Source organism: Microbacterium imperiale, from assembly GCF_017876655.1.
GTDB classification, from domain to species: Bacteria; Actinomycetota; Actinomycetes; order Actinomycetales; family Microbacteriaceae; genus Microbacterium; species Microbacterium imperiale.
In genome coordinates, this window is record NZ_JAGIOK010000001.1 from 1,656,680 (window position 1) to 1,682,903 (window position 26,224).

A 26,224-nucleotide genomic window follows, 5' to 3' on the forward strand; every position below is an offset into this window, starting at 1 on the left:
GCCCGTCACTTCCCGAACAGGCGGGAGAAGAACCCACCACGCTGCGACTGCGCGGCCTGGACCTCGCCGCGGGTGTGGTTGCCGTTACACCAGTCCGATGCGGGCACGCTCTTGCGGACGGCTGCGACATGCTGTCCGCATCCCGCCCACGTGGTCTTCCCGCAGGTCCGGCACTTTGTTGCTCTGCACATGTGATCCTCAATCTGTAATACCCCTGGGGGTATCAGTCCGGGGTGGACTCAGCATACCCCAGGGGGTATCGTGATTGTCAACTCCACGGAAGGAACGAGAATGAGCGCAACCGAGATCACCACTGAGCCGTTTGCCCACGACGCCGAGGCCAAGCGGAAGGTGGTCAACCGTCTCAAGCGCGCTCAGGGCCAGCTCGCAGCGGTCATCACTGCCGTGGAAAGCGACGCGCACTGCCGTGACGTTGTGCAGCAGCTCGCCGCCGTCTCCAAAGCCCTCGACCGGGCGGGCTTCCTCGTCATCTCGACGGCACTTCGCGACTGCATGACTGATCCCGATGCCGACGGCGTCAGCACCCCGGACGAGCTCGAAAAGCTCTTCCTATCCCTGGCATGACCGACGTCAGACCCCTCGACCCCGAGGCCACGCAACCACTCCCCGCCGCGGCGCCGACCCCCGCGCTACCGCGCACCTACTGGCAAGACGAGATCTCCGAGCCGAAAGCCCTCGCCCGCCAGACCCTCGAAGCGTTGCGCACCTACCGGGCCGCAGAGGTCGCCATGCGCCGCCGCACGCGAGAAGCGATGTCGATGGCCGAATACGAGATGCTCGCTCTACGCTTCCTCCTCCGCCGCGCGGATCGAACCGCACGACCCGCCGAGCTCGCCCACTACCTCGGCATCACGACCGCCGACACGAACGCACTCGCGGACAAGCTTCAGCGCGACGGACGCGTCGAACGCGTCGCCGGCTTCGCGATCAACCGCAGCGCATCGATCCGCGCCACCGAGACGGCCGATGCCGAGGTCCGCGACACGCTGAACGGCATGCACCTCCGCATGTACGCCGCCGCGATGAAACTCACCCCAAGCCAACACCGGCACATCACCGGCTTCCTCGCCGCGATGACAGATGCGATCGACTCCGTAGACCCTCGGTAGAAATTCGCGCTCGCGAGCAGCCGGAAAACACGCCGGAAACGTCTGCCGCAAGACGGTTTTGATCCACGTTTCCGGCGGACGTTTTGACGCACTCCGCGCGACGCGGTCAAAAACGATCGTTTCCGGCGGTCTACCGCTCTATGCGGCAGGGGGCGAGATACCTCGGCGTCTTAGGCTGTTTGAATGGACGCGGACTGGATTGAGCATCGACGTTCCGATGATGGCGAGCTGTTGGGGTGGATGAAGCCGGCCGGTGAGGATTTCGTCGCCATCGATCTGCTTGGTCGCAGCCGCACCGAGGCGGTGGACTGGTTGACCGCGGAGGAGACGCTTGACGCGTTGGGGCTCACGTACCTCGCGGACTCCTATGAGCTCCGGCTGGACGATGGATCCTGGCTAAAGGTGCGTGTCGCCGAAGTCTCACCCGGCGGCATCCGCCTGCAGAAGGACGACTGGGGAAACACTTTCGCAACCGAGCTGTACTACTCGACGCAGTTTCCCGTCAACCAGGGCACCCTCCGACCGATCGCTTAGCACCTCCGCTACTAGGCCGTGTGGATTAAGTCGGTCTTGATCCAGATCAGCGTGGCGGCGAGGGCTATCGCGGCGCGGTAGGAGCGGGCTGTCTTGTCTGAGCGCATCGCGATGCCGCGCCATTGCTTGAGTTTGTTGAAGCAGCGCTCGACGACGTTGCGTCCCTTGTAGCGCTCCTGCTGGGCTTCCCCGAAGTCGATGGGCCGGCCAGGCTTCCTGCGGCGGTGCGCGATCTGGTCGTCGCGTTCCGGGATCGTCGCGGCGATCTTCCGCTCCCGCACCCACGCCCTGTTCTTCTTCGACGGGTAGCCCTTGTCGGCGAGCACCCGATCCGGGCGCCGCCTCGGACGGCCGACAGCTCGAGGGACGTGGATCTGCTCGAGTGTGGCGGTCATCATCGTGGTGTCGTTGATGTTCGCGCCGGTGATCACCCAGCTCAGCGGACGTCCACGCCCGTCGCAGACCTCTAGACAAGTCCTATTGCACCTGATCAGATGAGCGTTCTCGGTTTGACGAGCCGTCAGAATCTCACGTCGACCGGTGGATACAGGCTTAGCGTCAAGCCCGATGCGTCGCGTTTCCTGCGGGCAGTGCTCCCTGCTCTCGCGGCGTGCGGTTTCCAATCCGTCGGATGACGGCCTTGGCACCTTCCATCACCACGAAAACGCCGACGGCCAGGCCAGCTGTCAGTGCCCAACTGTGGAAACCGATGGGGGTTGAGTCGAACCAGTCGTTCATGAACGGCGCGTAGGTGAACATGATCTGCAGAGCCATCAGCAGGCCGGCCGAGATCCACAGGTTGCGGTTCCCGGTAAGTACCCGAACAGTGAACGCGGAACCGTTGAGCAGACGGCAGTTCAAAAGGAAAGCGAGCTGGCCGAGGGCGAGCATCAGGACTGCGGACGTCTGCGCCACGGCGTAATCGCCGGTGCGGTCGCGCTCGAGAAGGTAAACGACGAAGGTCGCGACGCCGATGACGACCGAGGCGGTGAGGACGACGGCGATCGCCCGCGACGACAGGACCTGCTCCGTCGCTGAGCGCGGCATGCGCCGCATGATGCCTGGCTCTGCGGGCTCTCTCGCCAAGGTCAACGACAACGTGAGCGCGGTGACCAAGTTGATCCAAAGGATTTGCACCGGGGAAAGCGGCAGAGCAATCCCCGCCAGGACCGCAGCGATGATCACAAGGGCCTGCGCGCCGTTGGTTGGCAACAGGAAGACTACGGACTTGCGGATGTTGTCATAGATCCGCCGGCCTTCCTCGACAGCGCGTTCGATAGTCGCGAAGTTGTCGTCGGCGAGAACGATGTCCGCCGCTTCCTTGGTCGCTTCGGTTCCCTTGATGCCCATGGCCACGCCAACGTCCGCGAGCGTGATCGAAGGGGCGTCGTTGACGCCGTCGCCGGTCATGGCGACGACCTCGCCGTGAGACTGCAGGGCGCGCACGATCCGCAGCTTGTGCTCCGGGGAGGTACGAGCGTAAACGTCCACGTCACGTACGACCCGGCGGAGTTCGTCGTCGTCCATCGCTTGGAGGTCGGCGCCGGTCAGGGCGAGAACTTCGCCCTCCGCTGGGGCGATGCCCAGCTCACGGGCGATCGCCGTCGCAGTCCCGCGGTGGTCGCCGGTGATCATCTTCACGCGGATACCTGCAGCGTGGGCCTCGGCGATCGCCGCAGTTGCCTCGGGGCGTGGTGGGTCGACGATGCCGATGATGCCGAGGAAAGTCAGGCCGCCATCGAGGTCGCCCAGCACGATATTGTCGACACCGTCGGCCGGGCGTGTGGCTGCGGCCAGCACGCGCAGTCCTTTGGCCGAGAGTGCGTCGATCCGCTCCTCCCACGCCGCCCGGTTGAGCGGTGCGGTGCCGCCGTCGGCAGAGCGCTCGGTGTCGGCTCGGTCGAGAAGGCGGTCCGGGGCGCCGACCACGTGGACGAATCGGGTCACGCCGTCGGGGGTTGAGCCGGTCGGGAGCTCGTCGAGGGTGGCTGCGAACTTGTGGGTTGACTCGAACGGCACCGCGCCGACGCGGGTCACGGCGCCGGTGGCTGCGCCGGCTTTCGCCGCCAGGACGTCGAGGGCTCCCTCGGTCGGCACGCCGACAACCCGCCAGCGGTCTTCCGTCTGTTCGACATGGGCGTCGTTGGTGAGACCGGCGGCCAGCACGAGATCGGAGAGGTCGGGGTGGACGGCGAGGTCGGCGGTCTGGCCGTCGGAGTTGACGACCCGACCCACGGGGTCATAGCCGGTGCCCTCGACTGTGTATGTGCTTACTGCCGTGACGACCGTCCGGGCGGTCATCTCGTTCTGAGTGAGCGTCCCAGTCTTGTCAGAGCAGATGGTCGTCGTGGAGCCGAGGGTCTCAACCGCCTCCATCTTGCGTGTGATTGCGTGGCGTTTAGCCATCTGCTGCACGCCGAGCGCTAGCGTGATCGTCACCAGGGCGGGCAGTCCCTCTGGCACCGCAGCCACGGCGAACCCGATGGCCGCCGAGATGAGCTCATCAACATCCAGGCCGTGCACGAACCAGCCGATGAGCAACATGACAACGGCGAGCACGCCGATGAGGATCGACAGCTGCTTACCCAGGTGGGCGAGCTGTCGGGCGAGCGGGGTGTCCATCTGGTCCTGCTCGGACACGAGCACCGAGATACGGCCGATCTCAGTGTCCCGCCCCGTAGCCACCACCACGCCCTCGCCGTTGCCCGCCGTGACGATCGTCCCTGAGAAGAGCATCGACGTTCGGTCCCCGATGCCCGCATCCGCAGCCACGATCTCATCGCTCTTGTCGGCGGCCACCGACTCGCCTGTCAACGCAGACTCGTCGACCTGCAGCCGCCCGGAGGTTAACAGCCGGACGTCCGCCGGCACCCGGTCGCCGCTACGAACGCGGACGACGTCACCGACGACGATGGTCGCGGAGTCGACCACTCCCCAGGTCCCGTCGCGCCGTACCTGCGCGCTCAACGACTGCATCTTGCGCAATCCCGCGAGCGCCGACGCCGCACGACCTTCCTGGATGAAGCCGATCAGCCCAGTAGCCACGATCACAACAGCGATCACGGTGAAGTCGACCCAGTCACCCCTAATCGCCTTCAGCACGGCCGCCACGATGAGGATGTAGATCAAAACGTCAGCGTAGTGGGCCAGCAGACGCTTGAAGACGGACGGCTCGGGCGGAGTCGGCAATTCGTTGCGACCGTCGCGCGCGAGACGGGATTCGGACTCGCCTTCCGTCAGGCCTTCTGGCCCGCTAGCGACAGCGCGCAACACCTCCCCCCCAGTGATGGCCCAGGACGCTGCGGGCGCCTCGGCGCGGGAGCGGTCGGTCTCAGGAATATTCATCTGGCGTGCTCCTTGGCAGGGTGCGGTTACGCATGATCACCCGTCCAGCGCACGCTGCGCTACCGCAGTGAGCGAGCGACTGCACTGCTGTCGGCCTCCAGCTCATTTTTGCTTTGTGACCTGTGCGCCGCCGACGCGATTGCAGTCCTCTGATTGTAGACACCCGTTTCGATAATCACAATGCGTCCGTCAGAGGCAATTCGGTGCGCCACGCAAAGAAGCGTGCTGGAGTGCAACGAGGTCGTCGCCAGCGCTCTGAATCCGGCGTTGCGGGCTTCCCGAGTGCATACGCACTTCGATCCGGTCTCGCGCGCCGCCAGCTCGGAACGCCGTCATCCTTGCGCGAGGTTGAGAAGTGAAGTCGCTGAACCCGTCGGTGGGCGGCGTCACTTTTTTGGCGGGTGAAACCGTGACGGGGTGCACTCCTCGGCGGGCGCGTGGTGTCGGTCAGAAGGGGAGGACGAGGGGCACCATGAACACGCTGACGAGGAGGACGACGATGGTGAAGGGTGCTCCGACTTTGAAGAAGTCGAGAAAGCTGTAGCGGCCGGGTTCGACCACGAGGGTGTTCACCGGCGAAGACACGGGTGTCATGAACGCGGCGGAAGCCGCCAGAGCGACAACCATCGCGAACGGATAGGGCGAGACCCCCAGCTGTGTTGCGATGCCGATCGCAATCGGACCCATCAGCACGGCCGTCGCAGTGTTCGACACGAAGAGCCCGATGACGGCGGTCAGCACGAAGACGCCGCCAAGCAGGATCGTCGGGTTCGCGTCGCCGAGCCCGCCGAGCAGGCCATCGACGACGAGGTCCACGCCGCCGGTGCGCTGAAGGGCGAGCGCGAACGGCAGCATTCCGACGATGAGCAGGATCGTCGGCCAGTGGATCGATCGGTAGGCGCTGGGCATGTTGACACAGCGGAAGAGCCCCATCAGCAGGCACGCGATGAGCGCGGCGATCACGTTGGGGACGATGCCTGTCATCATCAGCGCAACCATCACGAGCACCGCGCCGATCGCAAAGGGGGCCTGGTTGGCGGCGGGGGCCACTTCCTTCACTTCGGCCGGGAGGTCGAGCATGATGAAATCCTGGCGCTGCGCCTGGAGCCGGTGGATGGAATCCCAGCCGCCGGCGACGAGCAGTGTGTCGCCGGCGGCGAGGCGGATCACGGGGAATGCCGGCCCGGCGGCCTCGCGCCGATGACGGACGCCAAGCACGACGAGATCGTGCTTCTCCCGGAACCGGATGCTCCGCACGCTGAGGCCGCGCGCGGACGAGTCTGGCGCGATCATGACCTCGGCCATACCCACCTGACGTGAGTACGATTCGAAGAAGTCGGGTGTCAATGCCAGCTCTTCGAGCCGGAGACGACGTCTCTCCGCGCTGGGCACCTCCAGGTCCACCACCACGATGTCGCCCTCCGTGAGGATCGTGTCGTCGTCGGAGGTGCGTACGGTCTTACGCCAAAGGCGGGTGCGCTCGAGCACCAGGACGCCGACCATCGCACCACCGCCGAACTCGGCATCCGCCAGTCGTTGGCCGATCAGCGGCGACCCCGCATTGATTCGATAGCGGTGCGTACGGGCGTCCACACCGTAGTCGAGGATCAGGCTCCCGAAGGAGGTGCGCGAACCGGCATCCGCGATCGCCTCCGCGCCGAGGAACCGACGAGCGACCAGCATGTAGCCGATGCCCAGGGCGAGGATGACAAGCCCGAACGGGGTGGGGGCGAAGAAGCCGAAACCGCTCAGACCGTGCCGCCGCAGCTCAGCGTCGATCACTAGGTTCGGCGTCGTGGCGATCAGCGTAAGCATGCCACTGATGAGACCGGCGAAGCTGATCGGCATCAACAGCTGCCTGACCGAGATGCCCGTTCGGGATGCCACGCTCAACGCGACCGGAATGAAGATCGCGACGACGCCCGTCGAGCTCATCACCGCGCCGAGCAGCGCGACGCAGAGCATGAGCAGCACGATCACCCGCGTCGCACTCGCACCCGCCGTACGCGCCAGCCAATCCCCGAGCCGGTACGTGACCCCCGTGCGGGAGAGCCCCTCACCCACGACAAAGAGCGCGGCGATCAGCACGACGTTCGGATCGGCGAAACCCGCGAGAGTCTCCGGGACGGAGAGAATGCCGGTCAACGGCAGCGCGACGATCATCAATAGCGCAACCACATCCATGCGCGGCCGGCCGATCGCGAACATCACGATCGCCGCGATCAGAAGTGCGAGGACCACCGCCAGCTCCAGGTTCACGCCGTCCTCCCTCAGGAGACTCCTGAAGCGTACCAACCTTCGGCTGGCGATGATGATTCGGCTACCGTGCCAACGCCGCCGCACGGGTGATGGACATCCTGGCGCTGTAAGACGTCGCCGAACTCCTGCTGAAGCCGCTGTTCGGATCCCTGTCGGATCGGATCGGGGCCAAACCCGTGATCGTCGGCGGTCTCCTCGCGTTTGCGGGACTGTCGCCGTTCGGGCTTGGCGCTGACAACACCATCATGCTGGCGGTTGCACGACTGGGGGCAGGGCGCCGCCACCGCAGCGTTCTCGCCAGCGTCGTCTGCCACGGTTGCCCGCCTGGCCGGCGCTGGTCGCACGGGGCGCTACTTCGGTCGCTATGGGTCGTGGAAGAGCCTCGGCTACACGCTCGGACCATTGCTCGCTGGGCGACTCCCCAGCACCAAGGCCGATTAGCCGGATAAAGTTACGATAACGCCCTCGCCGAGACCGTCGTGGGACTCTACAAGACCGAGTGCGTGAAGATCGACGGCCCGTTCCGGACCGCGGACGAACTCGAGCTCGCCACGCTCTCCTGGGTGCACTGGTTCAACGAGAACCGGCTGCACTCATCGATCGGATACCTCACACCGATCGAGAAGGAGAACGAGTACTACCGTGAGATCAACCCCCAGCGTCAGCCGGCGCTGGGAGAACTCGCCCTCCACTAAACCCGGGGCGATTCGCTCTTTAAAGCCGAGCTCGTCCGCCACCGCGGACCCTGGCGATCGATCGATGACCTTGAGTTCGCGGTCGCTGAATACATCGACTGGTTCAACCATCGCCGGCTGCACTCCGCGATCGGGATGATCCCTCCGGTCGAGGCTGAGCAGCACCACGACGATTCACACCAAGCACCCGTCGCGGACAGCGAACGGGTCACCGCGAGCCTCCGATGAACCCGGGGCGCAACATTCCCCATCGGCGCGTTACAGCGAGCCGGCCCCTGCAATCCTGTTGAGGGATAGTTTCTCGCCCGCGCGACCAACGATGGACCGGGAGGTCCGTGGGCGACCTAATCCGCGCGCTGCTACACATCCACTAGGCACGCCTGTTCCCGCTCGGCTAAGCGGATGCCGGGGCGCGGTTAGTGTACGAGTGCTTTGAGAGCGATCAGGGCGAGTCCCATGCCTGCCGTTGCGGCGGCGGTGACCACCTTCACCAGGACGGGGTCGTTGCGTTGCCGGGCCGCCCACCATCCCAGTATGGCGAGGGTGACGACGCCTCCCCACAAGGAAACGTCTACTGCGGCGTCTACCGATAGTCCGAGGAGCGCGCCCGTGGTCAGGCAGGCGACCGGGACGATGAGTGCCCACAGGAGTCCGGCGGAGCGTTGGAGGCCTTCGCGGACCGCTTCTCGCCAGCTCATTGCACGGTTGCCGACGATCTCGGCGTAGACGTGTGCACCCCAGAACACCAGGACGGTGCCGATGATGCGCGCGATCAAAACCGGCAGTCCCGGGTTGTAGAGAGAGAACGCGGAGATCAGCCCCGCGGTCAGAACGGTGCCGTATACGGCCTCCGCGTTCATGGCCCTCGACACCCACGGGTAGCGCCGCAACCCGGCGTCGAGGTCGAACCCCGAACCCTTCACCCGCCACCACCAATTCGTCTTGCTGCTCGACGAGCAGCCTGAAGACAGCGTAGTCCTGCCAGAACACCGCTGAAGCGTCCCAGGCTCGCCGCTCTTTGGCCGTGGTTCCGGGGCCCTCTGGCGGGAGCCGACTTGACGTGAAGCATACTTCTCCTGTTTGATGGGGCGAGAAGGGGAGTAATCCTCGCTCCGCATCGCCAATACGTTCCCGCAGGGGATCCGGTGCGCAGAGCCCGACAGGGCCGATGAGACCTTCACGAATCTTCGTGGAGGTCTTTGACATGTCAGTGCCGTTGTGGGCGTGGTTCGCCGTCCTGGGGGTGATCCTGGTGATGCTCGCCGTCGACCTGGTCGCACACCGCAAAGCCCATGTGATCGGCGTGCGGGAAGCCGCCGCGTGGTCGATCGTGTGGATCGTGCTGGGCGTGAGCTTCGGTGTGCTCGTGTGGTCGCTGTGGGGCGCGGAATTCGGGCAGCAGTACTTCGCCGGCTACCTGATCGAGAAATCCCTCGCGGTGGACAACGTGTTCGTCTGGGCGATCATCTTCGCCGCGTTCGCCGTGCCCCGCGAGTACCAGCACCGGGTACTGTTCCTCGGCGTCCTGGGCGCCCTGATCTTCCGCGGCATCTTCATCGCCGCCGGCGCCGCACTGATCGAGAACTTCTCCTGGATCCTGTACGTGTTCGCCGCGTTCCTGATCTACACCGGATGGCGGATGTTCCGCTCCCGCAACGACCACATTCACCCCGAGAAATCCAAGATCCTCAAGGCCTTCCGCCGGTTCGTGCCGATGACCGATGCCTACCACGGACAGAAGTTCCTTATCCGCAAAGCCGGAATCGTGGTGGCGACGCCGCTCTTGGCGGTGCTAGTCCTGGTGGAGATCACCGACATCATCTTCGCCGTCGACTCCATCCCCGCGATCTTCGCCGTCACCTCCGAACCGTTCCTGGTGTTCACCGCCAACGCGTTCGCCGTCCTGGGGCTGAGGGCCATGTACTTCCTCCTCGCAGACCTCATCCACCGGTTCATCTACCTCAAGGTCGGACTCGCGTTCGTCCTGATCTGGGTGGGCATCAAGATGCTCCTCCTGGACGTCCTTTACATCCCCACCACCATCAGCCTCGCCGTGGTGGCCACCATCATCACCGTCTCGATCGTCGCCAGCCTCCGCGCCACCCGCGGCCAAGGAAGGCGCGCGGTGGAAACCGAAGCGGCCGGGGCGTTCCGCCTCGCCACCGACGAGGAACTCGCCGCCGCGGAGCCGGTCTTCCGCCGCCGGGGCAGAGTGCGCGCAGATGGGAAGGTGAGTTCCGATGACTGACCGTGACCCCTCGGCGGCCCTGGCCCCCGATTCCCAGCCGGTGAGGAGGGGCCGCCGAGGTTCGACGGTGGCAGTGGTTGTGTTGCCGCTGCTCGCGGTGACCGGGAGCCTCGTAGTCGCGTGGACTGTCGGTGTCGGCGACCGCTGCGGCGGACCTCTGCCGGGGTGCGGGAGCCTGCGCAACGCAGGAGACAATCCGGTTACCTTGCGTGAGGTCACCGATCAATCAGTGACCGAAGTTGTCGTCGCGGCGGGGCAGCGGGTCTTGCTAGGCCGTGTGGATTAAGTCGGTCTTGATCCAGATCAGCGTGGCGGCGAGGGCTATCGCGGCGCGGTAGGAGCGGGCTGTCTTGTCTGAGCGCATCGCGATGCCGCGCCATTGCTTGAGTTTGTTGAAGCAGCGCTCGACGACGTTGCGTCCCTTGTAGCGCTCCTGCTGGGCTTCCCCGAAGTCGATGGGCCGGCCAGGCTTCCTGCGGCGGTGCGCGATCTGGTCGTCGCGTTCCGGGATCGTCGCGGCGATCTTCCGCTCCCGCAGCCACGCCCTGTTCTTCTTCGACGGGTAGCCCTTGTCGGCGAGCACCCGATCCGGGCGCCGCCTCGGACGGCCGACAGCTCGAGGGACGTGGATCTGCTCGAGTGTGGCGGTCATCATCGTGGTGTCGTTGATGTTCGCGCCGGTGATCACCCAGCTCAGCGGACGTCCACGCCCGTCGCAGACGAGATGCACCTTGCTCGTCAACCCGCCACGGGAGCGGCCGATCCCGTGATCAGGCGGCTCTTCCCGCGGATTCTTGTGATTCGACACAGCCCCCTGTGTCGCGGCTGAGGGTCGCGCCGTGCTGGTGCACGCGCGCGATCGTCGAGTCGATCGACACCACCCAGTCGAGCTTGCCCGCCGCGTCCGACTGCTTCTGCACCTCGGCGAGCAGCTTCTCCCAGGTGCCGTCCTCGGCCCAGCGCGCGAACCGCTTGTAGATCGAGTTCCACTTCCCGAACCGCTCCGGCACATCCCGCCAGGGCGCCCCCGTGCGGTACTTCCAGGCCATGCCCTCGACCGCGAGACGATGATCCGTCCACGGCCGCGACCTGCCGACCGGCACCGGCATCAGCGGCTCCAGAACAGCCCACACCTCATCCGAGATCTCCTGACGCGTCACACCATCGAGACTCGCCGATCCTGAGCCTGAACCTCTTGATCAACACGCCCTAGGCAGCGCTCAGCACGTACGGGACCTTGAACACCCCCGCCGGAAACGATGGTCATCTCAAGGAGTCGTCGCATCCTCGGGAAGCCATCGTCTCGGGGCGAGGATGCGTGTCGATCGGCGCGACCGTCGATGCAGAAGGCCCGATCTCCGCCTCCCGGATGAGACGGCCCCGCCTTCGGACGGAGGCTCGCGCCACCTCACTTCGTTAGCGTGGACCTCATGAACGATCTGCCGCTACTCTTGCTGCTGCTTATGCCAGGCCTCATCGGAACTGTCACTGCTGCGGTGCTTGCACCGAAGTTGAACCGGCAGTGGCGAGAGCGCAGAGAGGCCGCGGCGAGCCGGAACACCTGATCCACCGTCCGGCTATGCCGCGAACGACGTTCTGCTCACGATTGTTCGCGGTGGCGCTGCCGAGTCAATCAAGCGTGCCATAAACGATCGTTATTGGTCGATCGGGTCCGCCGACATTGACGCTGCCGGTCCCGGGTGGTCGTCAGCTCGATCGACGCGCAGAAGGGTTAAGGCGATCAGGATTATGACGATCAGCGTCGAAGCCAAGACGATGATGACCCTGACCTGCGCAGGGTAGCGGAGTCGCGGCCGTCGCGAGGAGCGGCTCATTGCGATGGGGCGATGATGGTGGTGGTCTCCGGGGTGATCTCGACGATGCCGCGCTCGTCGGCGACTATGAAGCGGCCATCGTCGGTGATGGTGAACGCTTGGGCGGCACCGCTGAGAGTGGCCCGGCGCTCCCAGGCCCCATCTGCTGCTTGCACCCACAGAGCATCGTCTGTTCCAATTCCCGCGATGGTGCCGTCAGGCTGAGGGGCAAGGCTATAGAGCAGTGGCGCTCCTTCGACGGCGGCAAACGTAGCGCCGCGATCGCTACTGCGAAGGAGGCCTTGTTCTGCTGCGGCGTAGATGCCTTCTTCCGTAGCTGCGAGGTCGACGGCGGATAGCGCGGCGCCGCTGAACCAGTTCCGGCCGTCGTCGGTGCTGACGAGCAGATCCGCATTGCTTGAGGCGAGTCCATAGAGCGTCCCGTCCGGCCCGGCGGTAAGCACATGGAAGTCGGCGCTTCCGGTGAGCGAGACCGGTGACCAAGTTTCGCCGAAGTCGTCGCTGCGGATGATTCCCAAGTTTGGCGCTCCGAGTTCCGACGGGGTCTGCGTTCCCGGATGGCCGGAGGCAAAGAAGGTCTCGCCGCGGAGCGTGAATCCCATCGCGTCCAGGTCCTCCCCCGCGATCGGGCCCGACATTTCTCCGTCGGGGGCGAGGGTGAGGATGCCGCCGTGGGTGGCCACGAACAGGTCCTCTCCTCGCGGGTCGGCGACTATGCCGTGAATGTGTTGAATCACTGGCAACGATGCGTCGCTGAGGGAAGGTCGCTCAGCTGCGCACCCGGTGATCGCGATCGCGGTGAGGGTGGTGACGGTCAGGGGCAGAAAACGGTTCATGATCTTCCGGGTCGCGGGAGGGCGGACACCCCGATGAAGGGTTGCCGCCGGGGTATAGGTGAGCGGGAACGTGGTGTGTGCGCTAGATGATGGTTTGGCCAGGGCGATGCCGTCACTGTTCCGACCGTTGCCGACCTTTCCTTGGCCATGTAGATGGCGGTCATGACGTCTCCTGGTGGAGGGGGGAGCGGCGAGGTGACGGGACGGTCGATTGCGGCATCGACCGTCCCGTCAGCGACCGCCATGGCGGGTTGTGCTTGCAGGGCGATTTGCGAACCTGGGCCGACTTAGAGAGCGGCGAGAAGGTCGGTGCATGCCTGCTCGCAGCGGCGGCAGGATTCGGCGCACTCGCGGCAGTGCTCGTGCATGTCTGCGTGCTGTTCGCACTCGGCGGCACAGGACGCGCAGGCGGTGCGGCAGGCTTCGAGCAGGGCGCGAACCGTCGCGACATCCGGTGTGGTTTGGCGGGAGAGCACTGCACCGGTGGCGGCGCAGATGTCTGCGCAGTCCGAGTTCTTCCGGATGCATGTAATGAGCTCGGCGACCATGTCTTCTCCGAGGCATGCGTCTGCGCAGGCGGTACATGCCTGCGCAGATTCGACGCACGCCTCGATACAGCGCAGAAGGGTCTCCTGTGCTTCGGCAAAGCCGACCTTCGGGTGGGTGGCGAGCATCTGATCTGCAACAGTCATGGGTGCTTTCCTTTCTTCAGGGACCTTCCCCGGCATGTGGTCACGCTAGAGCGAGGTCAAGGGTCGATGCAGGGGATTGAGGTCTTTCGGTAAATGGGGGCTAGGTGAAGGGCAGCAGGCTGAGTCCTGCTTTCGTCGGTGATGAAGACGTGGCGCCACCGTCGCGGCTAGGGAGGAAGCTGTCACCGTCAGGTGCGGGCACGATCGCGTGAGCGTACAGCATCGCTGTGTCAGCCTGATCGCCGCCGACCGAAGGTGGTTCGGCCGCGGTGCAGCCGGTGAGGGGCATGCCGGTGGGCGCGACAAAGCTCGCCGTCGCGCGCAGGTAGGTACGCATCCCGCACCACTTTCGATTCCACCGGTGAGGACGCCCTCCGGGGGCGTCCTCACCGGTGGGGTGCGTTTAGAGCTGCGCGAGCAGTTCCTGCATCTGGGCGATCTCAGCGGTCTGGGTGTCGACGATGGTCTGCGCCATCTCGACCGCGTCAGGGTTCTGGCCGTTGTCGACTTCGTCTTGGGCCATCTCGATCGCGCCTTCGTGGTGCATCGTCATCTGCTCGAGGAACAGCCGGGACGCCTCGGCGCCGGTGGCGGCTTCTAGCGCGGCCATGTCGTCCTCGCTCATCATGCCGCCGCCGTGGTCCATGCCCTCCATGCTGTCCATATCGGGCATGTCGGCGCCCCACTCGTCCAGCCAGGACTGCAGCTGGTCGATCTCGGGCTGCTGGGCGGCCTTGATGTCGGAGGCCAGGGTGAGCACGCCCGGGTCGATGCCTTCCTTGTTCAGGATCATGTCGGCCATCTCGACGGCCTGCTGATGGTGCGGGATCATCATCTGCGCGAACATCACATCCGCGTCGTTGAAGTCCGCCGTCACCGTGGACGATGAGGACGGGGACGAGCTGCTGCCGTGGTCCATGCCGGGCATGGATTGCGAGCCGGAGCCGTCGGCGCAGCCAGCAAGGGCGAGGGCGGCGGCGAGGGTGAGCGCAGCGGCCGCTGCGGTACGAATTTTCATCAGAGTTCTCCAAATACAGGGGGGGTACGTGAACGAGCACCGGTCAGATCGACGGGTGGGTGAGGTCCGGCCGGCAGGGTGCGCCGGCTCGGCCGTATCACGTACGGCTGATGCAGAGAACGGTGAGAGAGGGCGGCCGCAGTCTCGGCCCACCGGGAAGCGCGGCGCTGAGTGGCTGCGGGCGCGGCAGGAGCGACAACGGCACTTTGCTCGGGCGGAGTCGGCCCAGCAGCAGCACGGTGGCTAGGAGAGCCAGCACACACGCCATCGCGAGCATGTCTGAGTGGCCTGAACCGCAGTCCGCGCACGGCTCGCCCGTCGCGGTGCTGCCGGAGTGGTGGTCCTCAGGGGTGGCACTGGCGGTGGCGACGGTGGTTTGGTGGCCGGTGTCGGCGGCGGTGTGGGTGTTGAGGGAGTGCATGGCCAACAGGCCGACGATGACCGCGGCGGTCACTGCGATGAGCAGCAGAAGGGTGCGCGCCATCGACCGTCCGGCGTGGAGCCGTTCCGTCAGTGCGATCAGCGACATGTCACTCCCTCCTTCCACGGTACGACACTCCTGTCAGTGGTCGGTAACCGCGTCCGGGCTGAGGTTGAGGCGCCGCAGCAGTTGAGCGTTGAGGGCCACGACGATGGTGGACAGCGACATCAGGATCGCGCCGACAGACATGGGCAGGACGAACCCGATGGGAGCGAGTACCCCGGCGGCCAGCGGGACGGAGATGAGGTTGTACCCGGCGGCCCACCACAGGTTCTGCTTCATCTTGCGGTAGCTGGCTCGGGACAGTTCGATCACCGACAGCACGGAGCGGGGGTCGTCGCTGGCGAGGATGACACCGGCGGACGCGATCGCCACATCGGTGCCGGCGCCGATAGCGGTGCCGACGTCGGCTTGCGCGAGGGCCGGTGCGTCGTTGACCCCGTCACCGACCATGGCGACCTTGCGGCCTTCGCTTTGAAGCTCCTTCACCTTGGACGCCTTGTCTTCGGGGCGGACCCCGGCGAAGAACCGGTCGATACCGAGGTCGGCGGCGACCGATGCGGCGACGGCTTCGGCGTCTCCGGTGATCATGACCACCTGCACGCCCCGCTGATGTAGCGCGTCGACGGCGTTGCGGGACTCGGGACGGATCTCGTCCGCCAAGCGCAGCGCCCCCGCGACCTGCCCGTCGACGAGCACGTGCAGGATGATCGCGCCCTCCTTGCGCCACTCGTCCGCGACCGGCAGTTCGGCTGCGTCTTCCTGGTCGAGCATGTGGGGGCCGCCGACCTGGATGGTGCGGCCGGTCACCCGCGCACGGACACCGACGGCCGGTGAGGACTCGAAGTCGCTGGCGGTGGGGACGGTGAGCTGCTTCTCCTGCGCGGCGTTCACGATCGCCCGAGCCAGGGGGTGTTCCGAGTCCGCTTCGGCGGCCGCGGCCCACGACAGAAGCTCGTCTCCGTCGATGCCGGCGGCCGGGGCGACCGAGGTGACGGCGGGGGTGCCTTTGGTGAGGGTGCCGGTCTTGTCGAACAGGACCGTGTCGACGGTGCGCATGCTCTCCAGCGCGAGGCGGTCCTTGATCAGCACGCCGCCGCGGGCGGCGCGCTCAGTGGCGATGGACACCACCAGCGGGATGGCCAGACCCAAGGCGTGCGGGCAGGCGATGACGAGCACGGTGATGGTGCGGATGACCGCTTGATCGGGGAACCCGACCAGGGTCCAGACTGCGGCGGTGACCGCGGCCGCCCCGAGAGCGAACCAGAACAACCACCCCGCGGCACGGTCCGCGAGTCGTTGCGCGCGGGATGAGGAGTTCTGCGCTTCGGTGACGAGCTTCTGGATGCCGGCGAGAGCGGTGTCCTGTCCGACCGCGGTGATTTCCACCCTGACCCCGGAGTCGGTGGCGACGGTGCCGGCGATGACCTGGTCGCCGTCGCTGCGGCGGACCGGGCGGGATTCGCCGGTGATCATGGACTCGTCCATGCTGGCCGAGCCCTGCACGATCCGGCCATCTGCGGGTACCCGTCCACCGGGGCGGACAACGACGACGTCTCCGACCTGCAGGTCGGCGGGGGCGACGGTGACGGTGGTGTCCCCCTCGACTTTCTCGGCCTCGTCGGGCAGGAGCGCGGCGAGGGAGTCCAGGGCGGAGGTGGTCTGGGCGAGGGATCGCATCTCGATCCAGTGCCCGAGGAGCATGATGACGATCAGCAGCGCCAGCTCCCACCAGAAGTCCAGCTCGTGGTGCAGTAGCCCGATGCTTGCACCCCATGAGGCGAGGAACGCGACGGTGATCGCGAGGGCGATGAGGAGCATCATGCCGGGTTTGCGGGCGCGCAGTTCGCTGACGGCGCCGGTAAGGAACGGGGCGCCGCCCCACACGTACATGACGGTGCCGAGGATTGGGGACACCCATCCGACCCACGCCGCGTCCGGCAGCGGGTATCCGATCAGCATCGAGAACATCGTGGAGAACCCCACGACGGGCACCGCGAGGATCAGCATGATCCAGAACAGCCGTCGGAACCGGGCAACGTGGTCTCCGTGTCCGGCGTGCCCGCCGTGGTCAGCATGACCGTGCCCGGAATGACCCGCGGCGGGCGCCCGGTCGTCTTCGCTGCGCGGGTGACTCATCACTGCGTGATCGTGTTGGGTGGCAGTCGCCGGGGCGTGGTGGTCTGGGTGATCGGAGTGGTTGTGGTGGTCGTGCTGGCTCATTGAAGCCTCCTTCGCTGGGTGCGCCGGTGCGGCGGCACGGGTCAGGCCGGTTGGGGCACGGGAACGGGGGTCGTAGGGGCGGGTGCCGGGTGGGGTCGGAACCGGCGCAGCCGGAGGCTATTGGTCACGACGAACACCGACGACAACGCCATCGCCGCTGCGGCGACGAGAGGATTGAGCAGGCCGGCCATCGCAATCGGGATAGCGGCGACGTTGTACGCGAACGCCCAGAACAGGTTGCCCTTGATGGTGCCGAGGGTGCGGCGGGAGAGGCGGATCGCGTCAGCGACGACGGTGAGGTCGCCGGAGACGATGGTGATGTCGCTGGCGGCAATCGCGGCGTCCGTGCCTCCGCCCATGGCCAGGCCGAGGTCGGCGGCGGCGAGGGCGGCGGCGTCGTTGACGCCGTCACCGACCATCGCGACCACGTGCCCGTCGTCCTGAAGCTGGCGGATCACATCAAGCTTTCCAGCAGGAGTGACTTCGGCGTGCACGTCGGGGATGCCGACCTCCGCGGCGATTCGTGCGGCGGTGGTGGTGTTGTCGCCGGTGAGCAGCACCGGGCGCAAGCCGAGCGCCTGGAAGCGGGCAATCGCGGCGGCGCTGGTCGGCTTCACGGTGTCGGCCACCCCGATCGCGCCGAGGTACTCCCCATCGCGACCGACCGCGATCGCGGTACAGGTTCGCGCGAGAACATTCAGCTCGGCGGCGGCTTCGGCCTGCGGGTGGATGCCCCACTGCTCGGCCAGCCAGGACGCCCGGCCCGCAACGACCGCAGCCCCCTCCACGATCCCCTGGACGCCGAACCCGGCGTGCGACACGAAGCTGTCCGCGTACGCGACCGCCGGGGCGGCAGCGGCGACAGCACGGGCGACCGGGTGCTCAGACCCTGCCTCGACCGCCGCCGCAACACGCAACAGCTCGTCCCGGGTGACACCTGCCACGGGGCGGACGCTTGTGACGGTCATCTGACCGGTGGTGACCGTGCCGGTCTTGTCGAGCACGATGGTGTTGACTGTGCGGGTCTGCTCCAGCACTTGCGGTCCGCGGATCAGGATGCCCAGCTGGGAGCCGCGGCCGGTCCCGACCAGCAATGCGGTGGGGGTGGCGAGACCGAGGGCGCACGGGCACGCGATGATCAGGGTGGCGACCGCCGCGGTGAAGGCCAGCTCGAGCGAGGCTCCAGCGATTGTCCAGCCGAGGAACGCAGCCACGGCTAGTCCGATGACGATGGGAACGAAGACGGCAGAGACGCGGTCAGCGATGCGCTGCACCTTGGCCTTGCCGGTCTGGGCTTCCTCCATCAGCCGGCGCATGCGGGCAAGCTCCGTGTCCGCCCCGATCCGGGTGATTTCGACGATGAGGCGACCGCCCACGTTCACCGTCGCGCCGACCACACGGGACCCGGCGGTCACTTCGACGGGCACCGACTCTCCGGTGAGCATGCTGGCGTCGATCGCGGAGGAACCATCGATCACCAGCCCGTCAGAGGGAACCTTCTCCCCCGGCCTGACAAGCACGGTGTCTCCGACAGCGAGCTGCGCGACCGGCACCGACCGTTCCCCACCGTCGACGAGCTTTGTGGCATGCTTCGCGCCCATCTCCAGCAGCGCCCGCAGCGCCTCCGACGATGACTTCTTCGCGTGTGCTTCGGCATAGCGGCCCGCCAGGATGAAGACGGTGACCAGCGCCGCGACTTCCAGATAGATCTCATGTCCGCCGGCCTGCGGGGTGCCGATCAGGGTGAAAGTCATCGTCATCCCGGGCATGCCTGCCTCGCCAAAGAACAGTGCGTACAGGGACCACCCGAACGCGGCGATCACGCCGACGCTGATGAGAGTGTCCATGGTCGCCGCGCCGTGACGGGCGTTGACCGCCGCGGCCCGGTGAAAGGGCCACGCCCCCCATACCGCGACCGGGGCGGTGAGGGTGAGCGCCAGCCACTGCCAGTACTCGAACTGCAACGCCGGGACCATCGACAGCACCGCCACCGGCAACGACAGTGCAGTGCTAATCAGCAGCCGGCGCCGCAGCGCCCCTACCTCGTCGGCCTCCGAGCTGCGCGCCTCCTCGGCGTGGTCATCGGTTGCCGGCGGTGCGGGGAGGGCTGCTTGGTAACCGGCGGATTCGACCGTGGCGATGAGGGTGGCGGGGTCGACATCGTGCCCGCGAACACGTGCTTTCTCGGTGGCGTAGTTCACCGTCGCTTCCACACCGGGAAGCTTGTTCAGCTTGCGTTCGATCCGGGTCGCACAGGAAGCGCACGTCATCCCGGAGATATCGAGCTCGACGTCGACCGTGCTCATGCGGGGCTACCTGCCACGGCGTAGCCGGCCTCCTCGACCGCGGCTTTCACGGCGTCAGAGTCGATCGGCGCGGCGCTGTGAATGGTGACCCGTGACGTACCGCCGGCGTTCAGGTCAACTGTGACGTTCTCCACACCGTCGATCGCGGTCAGCTCCTCAGTGACGCTCGACACGCAGTGCGAGCACGTCATCCCGTCTACCAGGACGTCTTTCGTGACGGCGGCGGAGGTCGACGCGGGAGCGTCCGTCGCTGCGGATGTGGTGCAGCAAGCGCAGCCGGCGTTGGTGTCTTTCAGAACGAGGTCAATGCGGTCAGTCATGATGTGCTCCTTCAAGGGGATTCGGTGTGATCAAGAACGGACGAGTCGGGCGATGGCGTCGTTGGCCTCACGGATCTTCTCCGCAGCTACCTGGCCGCCTTCGGCGCTCGCTTCCGCGACGCAGTGGCTCAGGTGGTCGCCCAGCAGGGACAGCGCCACTGTTTCCAGGGCCTTCGTCGCGGCAGACACCTGCGTGAGGATGTCGATGCAGTACTTGTCTTCGTCGATCATTCGGGCGATCCCACGCACCTGACCCTCGACCCGACGCAGTCGCTTCTGCAGGTCGTCTTTGTTGCCGTCGTATCCGTTCACAGATATACCATACCCCCCTAGGGTATTGATAGCAACAGGACGGGGTAATCACCTCGCACCCGGCGTACAGCGTTCTGTTTATTCAGCGCTCTCTGTATTTCGGTGTCATGTCCACCCCGACCGCTACCGCACCGTGACGCACACCGCGGCGCTCGCCCGCCTCGGCCACGCACTCTCTGACCCGACGCGCGCGGGCGTCCTCCTGGCGCTGCGCGAAGCACCCGCCTACCCCTCCGACCTGGCCGACATCCTTGCCGTCTCTCGTCAGGTCATGTCGAACCAGCTCGCGTGCTTGCGCGGCTGTGGCTTCGTCGAGGCCTGTGCCCGATGGTCGACGGACCTGGTATCGACTCGCGGACTCACACCTCGCCCCTGCCTTGGACGAGCTGCTGCGCGTTGTCCTCTACGTCGAGCCCGGCTGCTGCGCCGGAGAGAGCTGCACCTGCGCATGACCACCACCGCTCCCCGCCTCGCTGACAACCGCCGACAGGTCCTGCAACGCCGAATCCGGTGGATTGTCACGGCGACGATCGCCTACAACCTGATCGAGGCCGTCGTCGCGATCACCGCCGGCACGGTCGCATCCTCGGCCGCGCTTATCGGGTTCGGCCTGGACTCGACGATCGAGGTTCTGTCGGCAGCCGCGGTCGCCTGGCAGTTCACCCGTCGCGACCCCGAGCGGTGGGAAAAGGGCACGCTCCGCGTCATAGCGGTCGCGTTTTCGCCTTCGCCGCGTACGTCACCGTCACGTCCGTGCTCACTCCCATCGACCAAGTGGACGTCAAGCACTCAACTCTCGGTATCGTCATCACCGCCCTCAGCGTCGTCATCATGCCGTTCCTCTCGCTCGCGGAGCGTCGCGCCGGTCGCGAGCTGGGATCGGCCACGGCCCGACACGCCATATCGCCGGCGCGGTCGTCGGACGGGAAGAGGTCTATAGCCGCGACAACGATCACGGGTGAGCTAGGACAGCCTTGTCAATTGCGTTCGGCGGAACAATCGCTCGGCGTCGTCGAGTAGCTCAGAGCGGCGACAATCATGACGTCTAGACGCGCAGCTGCCTAAATTGCCCTGCATGACGGTTGTGTCAGAGCCCGAATGCTCCCCCGCTGATCAGGATGAAGATGCCAAGCCCGATAAGAACGAGAGGGAACAAGATGTGCTCCCAACGTTCCAGGATCTCCGCGATCGGACGTCGCGTGGCAATGAACTTGGCCACGACCACCAGCACCGCAACGAACACGAGGAACACAACGCAGTATGCGACGACGGCAGCGGGCCCCACGCTGAGGAAGACGGGAACGTAGACGCCGATGTTGTCCCCACCGTTAGCGAAGGTGACTCCAGCCACGGCCCAGACAGCGACCTTCTTGCCTTCGATCTTGCTCTCATCGTCATCGTCATCGTCGTCGTGTCGGCGGTGCCAGGCTTGCCAAGCCGCCCACAGCCCTAGACCTAGCGGAATGAGCCCGAAGTAGGGAATCACCTCTGGAGGCAGAAACGCCCCAGCGCCGAGGGATACGAGCACGGCGGCGCCGAGAATACCTGCGAATCCCACATACTGACCAACGAGGATCCGAACTGTAGTTCCCCGTTGCCCGGCGCCGCGGGCGAAGAACAGAGAGAGCACGATGATGTCGTCGATGTTCGTCGCGAGGAACAGCCCGATCGCCTGCAGAACGGAGGAGAAGATCATGCTCGGGTCTTTCCCTGACGGAGGTATAGCAGGAGGCCGAATCCGACGCCGATGCCGATGATGACGTCGGCGAGGTTACCGATGAACAGGTTGCCGTAGGCGAGAAAGTCTGTGACATGACCCACTCCGAATCCGGGTGGAGCAAACAGCCGATCTAGGAGGTTACCGACCGCGCCGCCCCAGATTAGCCCGATCACGACGGCCCACCCCGCGGTGCGGGCGCGTGTGGCGGCAAGGAGCAGACCCACGGATGCTGCGGCCGCGATGAGGGTGATCAGCCAGGTTGAGCCGGATCCGAGGGACATGACGGTGCCGGGGTTGAACGCGAGTTGTAGGCCGAGCAAGTCTCCGAGGAGCGGGATGCGGGCTTGTTCGCTGAGCCGTGCGAGGGCGAGTGCTTTGGTGCCTTGGTCGATCAGCACGGCACTGGCGGCAACGGCGAACGCGAGCAGAAACAGTCGGGGTCGCACGCGCGCACCAATTGGGCCGGCGGCACTCAATACGGCACCCGCCCTCCCGGGCGCACGGCTGTCAGCGGGCCCGGTCATGGTGCGTGCGCCGCGCCGCGCGGAGGCCGTTGAGGATGACGATGACTTCCGCGATTTCGTGGACGAGCACCACGGCCGCAAGTCCGAGGATTCCGGTGATCGCCAGCGGTAGGAGGACAGCGATGATCGCGATGGACAGTATGACGTTCTGGTTGATGATATTGCGGCCGCGGCGGGCATGGGCGAGGGCCTGCGGAATGAGGCGCAGGTCGTGGCCGGTGAATGCGACGTCGGCGGACTCGATGGCGGCATCGGCGCCCTTGGCTCCCATCGCGATCCCTAGGTCGGCGGCTGCGAGAGCGGGGGCGTCGTTGATACCGTCCCCGATCATGGCGGTGGGCTGCGACTTCGACAGTTCCGCGACAGCGGTGGCCTTATCCTCGGGGCGTAGTTCGGCACGTACGTCGCTGATGCCGGCCTGTGCGGCGAGGGCGGCGGCGGTGCGGGCGTTGTCGCCGGTGAGCATCGTCACGCCGATCCCACGCCGGTTCAGTGTGTCAATGACTTCGGGAACCTCGGGGCGCAGCTCGTCCCGCACTCCGATCGCTCCGGCGGGCTGGTCGTTGCGGTGGACGATCACAACGGTCATGCCCTCGGACTCCATCGCCTGCACCTCGTCGGCCAGCGTGCCAGCGTCCAGCCAGCGTGGACTCCCTACCGCGAGACGAGCACCGTCGAGGGTGCCGACGATGCCGTGGCCCGCGGTCTCGCGGACGTCGGTAGCAGCCGGAGCGCCGGGAACCGCGTTGTTGGTGATCGCTGCGGCGAGGGGATGTGTGCTGTGACCTTCCAGGCTCGCTGCCCATGCCAGCACGTCATCCTTGGTCGCGCCGGTGGTGACGACACGGGTCACGGTGGGCTCATTGCGAGTCAGGGTGCCGGTCTTGTCGACGGCGAGGTGGCGGATGCCACCGAATCGCTCGAAAGCGGCCCCGGACTTTACGACCACGCCGAACTTGGAGGCTGCGCCGATCGCAGAGACGACGGTGACCGGGACGGCGATCGCCAGAGCACATGGCGAGGCTGCGACCAGCACGACCAGGGCGCGGGTGATCCACAGCTCGGGGTCGCCGCTCAGCAGCGACCCGAGCGCGCCGACCAGCACGGCGAGGATCATCACCCCGGGCACGAGGGGTCGGGCGATCCGGTCGGCCAGGCGGGCGCGGTCGCCCTTCTCGCCCTGGGCCTGCTCGACCAGCTCCACGATCGTGGTGAGCGAGTTGTCGGTGCCGGCGGCGGTGGCCTCGACTTCGAGGACGCCGGTGGTGTTGATCGACCCGGCCGACACGTCGGTGCCGGGCTCGACCTCGACCGGGATCGACTCGCCTGTGATCGCCGACGTGTCCAGGCTGCTCCGCCCGGCGCGCACGATGCCGTCCGTGGCAATCCGCTCGCCCGGCCGGACCACGAGCACGTCACCGACGCGCAGTTCCTTCGCCTCCACCTCGACCGTGGCGTCGCCGCGCTGGACCCGTGCGGTGTCGGGCACCAGCTTCAACAGTGCCCGCAATCCTGCGCGGGCGCGATCCATAGCCTTGTCTTCCAACGCCTCCGCGATGGAGTACAAGAACGCCAGCGCGGCGGCCTCCTCGACATAGCCGAGGATCACGGCGCCAGTGGCGCTGATTGTCATCAGCAGGCCGATGCCTAGCTTGCCCTTGGTGAACAGCTTACGCAGCGCGCCCGGCACAAACGTGTACGCGCCCAGCAGCAGACCGATCCAGAACGACACCAGGCCCGCGGTCTCCGCGCCGATCCACTCGCAGACCAGGCCGGCGGCGAACGCGACGCCGGAGGCGATCGGAATCAGAACGCTCGGGCTCCGGTACCACGGCCGGTCATCGTCATCATCGTCGTCGTCGAGGTCGACGTGCTCGACTTGCGAACCCGTGACCGCGCTCATGCCCGAACCTTCCCCGCCACGCAACCCTCGACCCCGCAGTCCGGGTCCATGCACGGCACGCTCTCGTCGACCGCTAGCGTCACATCCACCAGCGCCGTCAGGGCGCGGGCAAGGTGCGGGTCTGCGACCTCGTAGCGGGTCTGCCGGCCCTCTGGCTCGGCAACCACGATCCCGCACCCCCGCAGACACGTCAGATGGTTCGACACGTTTGAGCGGGTCAGTCCCAGCTCGCGAGACAACACCGCCGGGTAGTTCGGTCCGTCTAGGAGAGTCAGAAGGATGCGAGAGCGGGTCGGGTCAGCCATGGCGCGCCCCAGCCGGTTCATCACGTCGAGTCGATCAGCATGAGTCAGCATGCGATGAATAATACACTGCACAATGAACTAATCAAGCTGGACAATCGGGCAGGCGATCGTCGACTGTTGAAGCAGCATCGGATCCGCCTTACTGGAGCCGGTCGGCTGAATGGCTGGGTATGGTCAGCTAAGGCCGGAGTATGCGTGAAGTCCTTTGAAGAACATGTTGACGACGGTGAAATTGAACAGCACAGTGGCGAACCCGGTGATGCACAGCCAGGCGGAGCGGGTGCCGCGCCAGCCTCTCGTTGCGCGGGCGTGAATGTACCCCGCGTACAGCACCCAGATCACAAAAGTCCACACTTCCTTGGTGTCGAACCCCCAATAGCGTCCCCAGGAGTCGTTGGCCCAGATGGCGCCGGCGATCAGCGTGAAGGTCCAAAACACAAACCCAACGATCACGAATCGGTACGCGAGGGACTCGAGCGCGTCTGCGGTGGGCAGCGTCGCCAGGAACCGCGGGCCGCCATTTCGAGCTGAGGTGGTGTCGGCCCGCCGTTCCCGGCGGGTTTGCATGAGCTGGGTGACTGCGAGGCCGCAGGCGATCGCGAACAGGGCAGTGGCGAGCGAGGCGACGAAGACGTGGATGACCAGCCAGATGCTCTTGAGCGGGTCCATCAGCGGGACGACCTCAACGTAGAACGCAATGGTCGCCCCACCCAGCTGCAATACGATCATGCCGATGAGGAACGCTCCCAGGAAGCGGAGGTCGTAACGGCGCAGAACCAGCAGGTATACGGCGACGATTAGGAGGGTACCCGTCAGCGCGAACTCGTACATGTTCGCCCACGGCACCCGCCCAGCAGCGATCCCGCGCAGAACTGTGCCGGCCAGGTGGAACAGGAACGCGAGGACCGTCAGTGACGTCCCGATCCGCGCCCACAACAGCCGTTGCCGATTCGCGGGCGGCGTGCGAACGCTGTCCACCGGCCCACTCTGCCTGCTCTGTGTCGACCGGTCCGCTCGTGCGGCAGCGCCGACCAGGGCCGGCTCCCGCTGTGGGACGCTGGCGGGGACGGAGCGCCCGGCGAGGTCGATGGTGTACGCGATGAACGCAAGCAGATAGGTGGCGATCGCCGTCCACACCACAAGCAGTGAGATGCCGTCGAGGGACAGCGGGTCGGGTCCAGTCATGACAGAGTCGTCCTCTTCGTCGTATCGGTCAGGGGGTGCCCGCAAGCGGGGTGGTGCGGTAGATCCGTGCTGCGCATAGGTCAGCCCGCGTTTGCTTCCAGCAAACGCGGCGTGTCCACGGCGGTTCTGTCGAGGTAAACCTCGAAGTGCAGATGGTTCGCGGTGGAGCGTCCCGTGTTGCCAACGAGTCCGACCAGCTGCCCGGCCGTGACGGTCTGCCCGGCCGTGACGGTCTGCCCGGCGGCAACCTGCCGGCTACCGGTCCCGCACTCCTCCGCCATCCAGCACCAGGCAGTGTGGGATCACTGCCCGTCGCCAGCGTTCGCAGCGACCCGGCAAGTCGACCTCCGGCA

Annotated in this window: 25 protein-coding genes and 5 pseudogenes; 9 read left to right on the forward strand and 21 right to left on the reverse strand. The window is 66.2% G+C overall.

Translation table 11 applies throughout. The features are described 5' to 3' along the window. Positions 1 to 5 precede the first annotated feature (5 nt). A complete protein-coding gene (locus tag JOF37_RS15520; RefSeq protein ID WP_228479879.1) occupies positions 6 to 191 on the reverse strand; it encodes a DUF8730 family Cys-rich protein in 186 nt (61 codons plus the stop codon). Positions 192 to 291: 100 nt separating this feature from the next. Between JOF37_RS15520 and JOF37_RS08085 the strand changes: the two genes are divergently transcribed. The 3 genes from JOF37_RS08085 (at position 292) to JOF37_RS08095 (ending at position 1,664) form a co-directional block, all read left to right on the forward strand. Beyond that, entirely contained in the window at positions 292 to 585 is a 294-nt protein-coding gene (locus tag JOF37_RS08085; protein ID WP_194421521.1) for a metal-sensitive transcriptional regulator, read from the forward strand. Next, complete coding sequence (locus JOF37_RS08090) at positions 582 to 1,130, forward strand: winged helix DNA-binding protein (protein WP_210006372.1); 549 nt, start codon at positions 582 to 584, stop codon at positions 1,128 to 1,130. The genes JOF37_RS08085 and JOF37_RS08090 overlap by 4 nt, the downstream gene beginning before the upstream one ends. Before the next feature lie 183 nt (positions 1,131 to 1,313). Next, complete coding sequence (locus JOF37_RS08095; RefSeq protein WP_210006373.1) at positions 1,314 to 1,664, forward strand: hypothetical protein; 351 nt, start codon at positions 1,314 to 1,316, stop codon at positions 1,662 to 1,664. A gap of 11 nt (positions 1,665 to 1,675) precedes the next feature. Here the strand turns inward: JOF37_RS08095 and JOF37_RS08100 are convergent, their stop codons facing one another. From JOF37_RS08100 to JOF37_RS08110, 3 genes are all read right to left on the reverse strand, one after another. Then, positions 1,676 to 2,311: an IS5 family transposase gene (locus JOF37_RS08100; protein ID WP_307803448.1), complete on the reverse strand. Its 636-nt coding sequence runs from the start codon at positions 2,309 to 2,311 to the stop codon at positions 1,676 to 1,678. Beyond that, entirely contained in the window at positions 2,223 to 5,009 is a 2,787-nt protein-coding gene (locus tag JOF37_RS08105) for a cation-translocating P-type ATPase (protein WP_210006375.1), read from the reverse strand. Before JOF37_RS08105 ends, JOF37_RS08100 begins: the two co-directional genes overlap by 89 nt. Before the next feature lie 447 nt (positions 5,010 to 5,456). Further along, positions 5,457 to 7,268 (reverse strand): SLC13 family permease, encoded by a 1,812-nt coding sequence (locus tag JOF37_RS08110; protein WP_210006376.1) that lies wholly within the window; start codon positions 7,266 to 7,268, stop codon positions 5,457 to 5,459. Positions 7,269 to 7,378: 110 nt separating this feature from the next. On the opposite strand from JOF37_RS08110, the pseudogene JOF37_RS15525 reads away from it, so the two are divergent. The 3 pseudogenes from JOF37_RS15525 to JOF37_RS08120 all read left to right on the forward strand — a co-directional run. Next, a pseudogene (locus JOF37_RS15525) lies at positions 7,379 to 7,676 on the forward strand (MFS transporter); the annotation flags it as partial. A 56-nt stretch (positions 7,677 to 7,732) separates the two neighbouring features. Further along, positions 7,733 to 7,963, forward strand: a pseudogene (locus tag JOF37_RS15670) (integrase core domain-containing protein); the annotation flags it as partial. Between the two features lie 27 nt (positions 7,964 to 7,990). Then, a pseudogene (locus JOF37_RS08120) lies at positions 7,991 to 8,191 on the forward strand (integrase core domain-containing protein); the annotation flags it as partial. Positions 8,192 to 8,379: 188 nt separating this feature from the next. Here the strand turns inward: JOF37_RS08120 and JOF37_RS08125 are convergent. Next, on the reverse strand, positions 8,380 to 8,823 hold the full coding sequence (locus JOF37_RS08125; RefSeq protein ID WP_210006378.1) for a hypothetical protein: 444 nt from the start codon (positions 8,821 to 8,823) through the stop codon (positions 8,380 to 8,382). Between the two features lie 344 nt (positions 8,824 to 9,167). Here JOF37_RS08125 and JOF37_RS08130 point away from each other — a divergent pair, with 344 nt between their 5' ends. Continuing rightward, positions 9,168 to 10,211, forward strand: coding sequence for a TerC family protein (locus JOF37_RS08130; RefSeq protein WP_210006379.1), 1,044 nt, complete (start codon positions 9,168 to 9,170; stop codon positions 10,209 to 10,211). Between the two features lie 268 nt (positions 10,212 to 10,479). Here the strand turns inward: JOF37_RS08130 and JOF37_RS08135 are convergent. The 10 genes from JOF37_RS08135 to JOF37_RS08185 all read right to left on the reverse strand — a co-directional run bounded on the left by JOF37_RS08135 (position 10,480) and on the right by JOF37_RS08185 (position 20,234). Then, positions 10,480 to 11,371 (reverse strand): IS5 family transposase gene (locus tag JOF37_RS08135; RefSeq protein WP_372445425.1). Its coding sequence is split into 2 segments (ribosomal slippage): positions 10,480 to 10,987 and positions 10,986 to 11,371, totalling 894 coding nucleotides; the frame shifts between segments, so codons are not numbered across the junction. 671 nt (positions 11,372 to 12,042) lie between these two features. Next, positions 12,043 to 12,882 (reverse strand): F510_1955 family glycosylhydrolase, encoded by an 840-nt coding sequence (locus tag JOF37_RS08140; protein WP_210006380.1) that lies wholly within the window; start codon positions 12,880 to 12,882, stop codon positions 12,043 to 12,045. 287 nt (positions 12,883 to 13,169) lie between these two features. Further along, positions 13,170 to 13,574: a four-helix bundle copper-binding protein gene (locus JOF37_RS08145; protein ID WP_210006381.1), complete on the reverse strand. Its 405-nt coding sequence runs from the start codon at positions 13,572 to 13,574 to the stop codon at positions 13,170 to 13,172. A 100-nt stretch (positions 13,575 to 13,674) separates the two neighbouring features. Continuing rightward, positions 13,675 to 13,911 carry a hypothetical protein gene (locus tag JOF37_RS08150; protein ID WP_210006382.1) on the reverse strand — a complete coding sequence of 79 codons (237 nt, stop codon included), beginning with the start codon at positions 13,909 to 13,911 and terminating at the stop codon, positions 13,675 to 13,677. Positions 13,912 to 13,977: 66 nt separating this feature from the next. After that, a complete protein-coding gene (locus JOF37_RS08155; RefSeq protein WP_114587684.1) occupies positions 13,978 to 14,592 on the reverse strand; it encodes a DUF305 domain-containing protein in 615 nt (204 codons plus the stop codon). Between the two features lie 97 nt (positions 14,593 to 14,689). After that, on the reverse strand, positions 14,690 to 15,121 hold the full coding sequence (locus tag JOF37_RS08160) for a DUF6153 family protein (protein ID WP_210006383.1): 432 nt from the start codon (positions 15,119 to 15,121) through the stop codon (positions 14,690 to 14,692). Between the two features lie 33 nt (positions 15,122 to 15,154). Continuing rightward, positions 15,155 to 17,212, reverse strand: a complete 2,058-nt coding sequence (locus JOF37_RS08165) for a heavy metal translocating P-type ATPase (RefSeq protein ID WP_245338568.1) — start codon at positions 17,210 to 17,212, stop codon at positions 15,155 to 15,157. 125 nt (positions 17,213 to 17,337) lie between these two features. Then, on the reverse strand, positions 17,338 to 19,602 hold the full coding sequence (locus JOF37_RS08175; RefSeq protein WP_210006386.1) for a heavy metal translocating P-type ATPase: 2,265 nt from the start codon (positions 19,600 to 19,602) through the stop codon (positions 17,338 to 17,340). After that, on the reverse strand, positions 19,599 to 19,922 hold the full coding sequence (locus JOF37_RS08180; protein WP_210007723.1) for a heavy-metal-associated domain-containing protein: 324 nt from the start codon (positions 19,920 to 19,922) through the stop codon (positions 19,599 to 19,601). The genes JOF37_RS08175 and JOF37_RS08180 overlap by 4 nt, the downstream gene beginning before the upstream one ends. Positions 19,923 to 19,952: 30 nt before the next feature. Then, positions 19,953 to 20,234, reverse strand: coding sequence for a metal-sensitive transcriptional regulator (locus tag JOF37_RS08185; protein ID WP_114587688.1), 282 nt, complete (start codon positions 20,232 to 20,234; stop codon positions 19,953 to 19,955). A gap of 133 nt (positions 20,235 to 20,367) precedes the next feature. On the opposite strand from JOF37_RS08185, the pseudogene JOF37_RS08190 reads away from it, so the two are divergent. Both JOF37_RS08190 and JOF37_RS08195 read left to right on the forward strand, forming a co-directional pair. Continuing rightward, a pseudogene (locus JOF37_RS08190) lies at positions 20,368 to 20,686 on the forward strand (ArsR/SmtB family transcription factor). Beyond that, positions 20,683 to 21,125: pseudogene (locus tag JOF37_RS08195) on the forward strand (cobalt transporter); the annotation flags it as partial. The pseudogenes JOF37_RS08190 and JOF37_RS08195, both read left to right, overlap by 4 nt. A 196-nt stretch (positions 21,126 to 21,321) precedes the next feature. On the opposite strand, the gene JOF37_RS08200 reads toward JOF37_RS08195, so the two are convergent. From JOF37_RS08200 to JOF37_RS08225, 6 genes are all read right to left on the reverse strand, one after another. Then, positions 21,322 to 21,930, reverse strand: coding sequence for a cadmium resistance transporter (locus tag JOF37_RS08200; protein WP_210006387.1), 609 nt, complete (start codon positions 21,928 to 21,930; stop codon positions 21,322 to 21,324). Continuing rightward, the gene (locus JOF37_RS08205) at positions 21,927 to 22,400 is read right to left on the reverse strand and encodes a signal peptidase II (RefSeq protein WP_228176924.1); all 474 of its coding nucleotides are present in this window, start codon (positions 22,398 to 22,400) and stop codon (positions 21,927 to 21,929) included. Before JOF37_RS08205 ends, JOF37_RS08200 begins: the two co-directional genes overlap by 4 nt. Before the next feature lie 61 nt (positions 22,401 to 22,461). After that, positions 22,462 to 24,381, reverse strand: a complete 1,920-nt coding sequence (locus JOF37_RS08210; RefSeq protein WP_210006388.1) for a heavy metal translocating P-type ATPase — start codon at positions 24,379 to 24,381, stop codon at positions 22,462 to 22,464. Continuing rightward, positions 24,378 to 24,737 (reverse strand): Cd(II)/Pb(II)-sensing metalloregulatory transcriptional regulator CmtR, encoded by a 360-nt coding sequence (cmtR, locus tag JOF37_RS08215; protein WP_114587692.1) that lies wholly within the window; start codon positions 24,735 to 24,737, stop codon positions 24,378 to 24,380. The genes JOF37_RS08210 and cmtR overlap by 4 nt, the downstream gene beginning before the upstream one ends. Before the next feature lie 123 nt (positions 24,738 to 24,860). Continuing rightward, entirely contained in the window at positions 24,861 to 25,871 is a 1,011-nt protein-coding gene (gene ccsB, locus JOF37_RS08220; protein ID WP_210006389.1) for a c-type cytochrome biogenesis protein CcsB, read from the reverse strand. 80 nt (positions 25,872 to 25,951) lie between these two features. Further along, positions 25,952 to 26,152 carry a M23 family metallopeptidase gene (locus JOF37_RS08225; RefSeq protein ID WP_307803450.1) on the reverse strand — a complete coding sequence of 67 codons (201 nt, stop codon included), beginning with the start codon at positions 26,150 to 26,152 and terminating at the stop codon, positions 25,952 to 25,954. Positions 26,153 to 26,224: the final 72 nt, after the last annotated feature.

Coding starts and splice junctions, on each gene's coding strand:
- JOF37_RS08085 (WP_194421521.1), top strand. CDS start 292: ATGAGCGCAACCGAGATCACCACTGAGCCGTTTGCCCACGACGCCGAG.
- JOF37_RS08155 (WP_114587684.1), bottom strand. CDS start 14,592: ATGAAAATTCGTACCGCAGCGGCCGCTGCGCTCACCCTCGCCGCCGCC.
- JOF37_RS08200 (WP_210006387.1), bottom strand. CDS start 21,930: ATGATCTTCTCCTCCGTTCTGCAGGCGATCGGGCTGTTCCTCGCGACG.
- JOF37_RS08130 (WP_210006379.1), top strand. CDS start 9,168: ATGTCAGTGCCGTTGTGGGCGTGGTTCGCCGTCCTGGGGGTGATCCTG.
- JOF37_RS08175 (WP_210006386.1), bottom strand. CDS start 19,602: ATGAGCACGGTCGACGTCGAGCTCGATATCTCCGGGATGACGTGCGCT.
- JOF37_RS08160 (WP_210006383.1), bottom strand. CDS start 15,121: ATGTCGCTGATCGCACTGACGGAACGGCTCCACGCCGGACGGTCGATG.
- ccsB (WP_210006389.1), bottom strand. CDS start 25,871: ATGACTGGACCCGACCCGCTGTCCCTCGACGGCATCTCACTGCTTGTG.
- JOF37_RS08105 (WP_210006375.1), bottom strand. CDS start 5,009: ATGAATATTCCTGAGACCGACCGCTCCCGCGCCGAGGCGCCCGCAGCG.
- JOF37_RS08225 (WP_307803450.1), bottom strand. CDS start 26,152: ATGGCGGAGGAGTGCGGGACCGGTAGCCGGCAGGTTGCCGCCGGGCAG.
- JOF37_RS08145 (WP_210006381.1), bottom strand. CDS start 13,574: ATGACTGTTGCAGATCAGATGCTCGCCACCCACCCGAAGGTCGGCTTT.
- JOF37_RS08090 (WP_210006372.1), top strand. CDS start 582: ATGACCGACGTCAGACCCCTCGACCCCGAGGCCACGCAACCACTCCCC.
- JOF37_RS08180 (WP_210007723.1), bottom strand. CDS start 19,922: ATGACTGACCGCATTGACCTCGTTCTGAAAGACACCAACGCCGGCTGC.
- JOF37_RS08165 (WP_245338568.1), bottom strand. CDS start 17,212: ATGAGTCACCCGCGCAGCGAAGACGACCGGGCGCCCGCCGCGGGTCAT.
- JOF37_RS08210 (WP_210006388.1), bottom strand. CDS start 24,381: ATGAGCGCGGTCACGGGTTCGCAAGTCGAGCACGTCGACCTCGACGAC.
- JOF37_RS08150 (WP_210006382.1), bottom strand. CDS start 13,911: ATGCGTACCTACCTGCGCGCGACGGCGAGCTTTGTCGCGCCCACCGGC.
- JOF37_RS08125 (WP_210006378.1), bottom strand. CDS start 8,823: ATGAACGCGGAGGCCGTATACGGCACCGTTCTGACCGCGGGGCTGATC.
- JOF37_RS08095 (WP_210006373.1), top strand. CDS start 1,314: ATGGACGCGGACTGGATTGAGCATCGACGTTCCGATGATGGCGAGCTG.
- JOF37_RS15520 (WP_228479879.1), bottom strand. CDS start 191: ATGTGCAGAGCAACAAAGTGCCGGACCTGCGGGAAGACCACGTGGGCG.
- cmtR (WP_114587692.1), bottom strand. CDS start 24,737: ATGCTGACTCATGCTGATCGACTCGACGTGATGAACCGGCTGGGGCGC.
- JOF37_RS08140 (WP_210006380.1), bottom strand. CDS start 12,882: ATGAACCGTTTTCTGCCCCTGACCGTCACCACCCTCACCGCGATCGCG.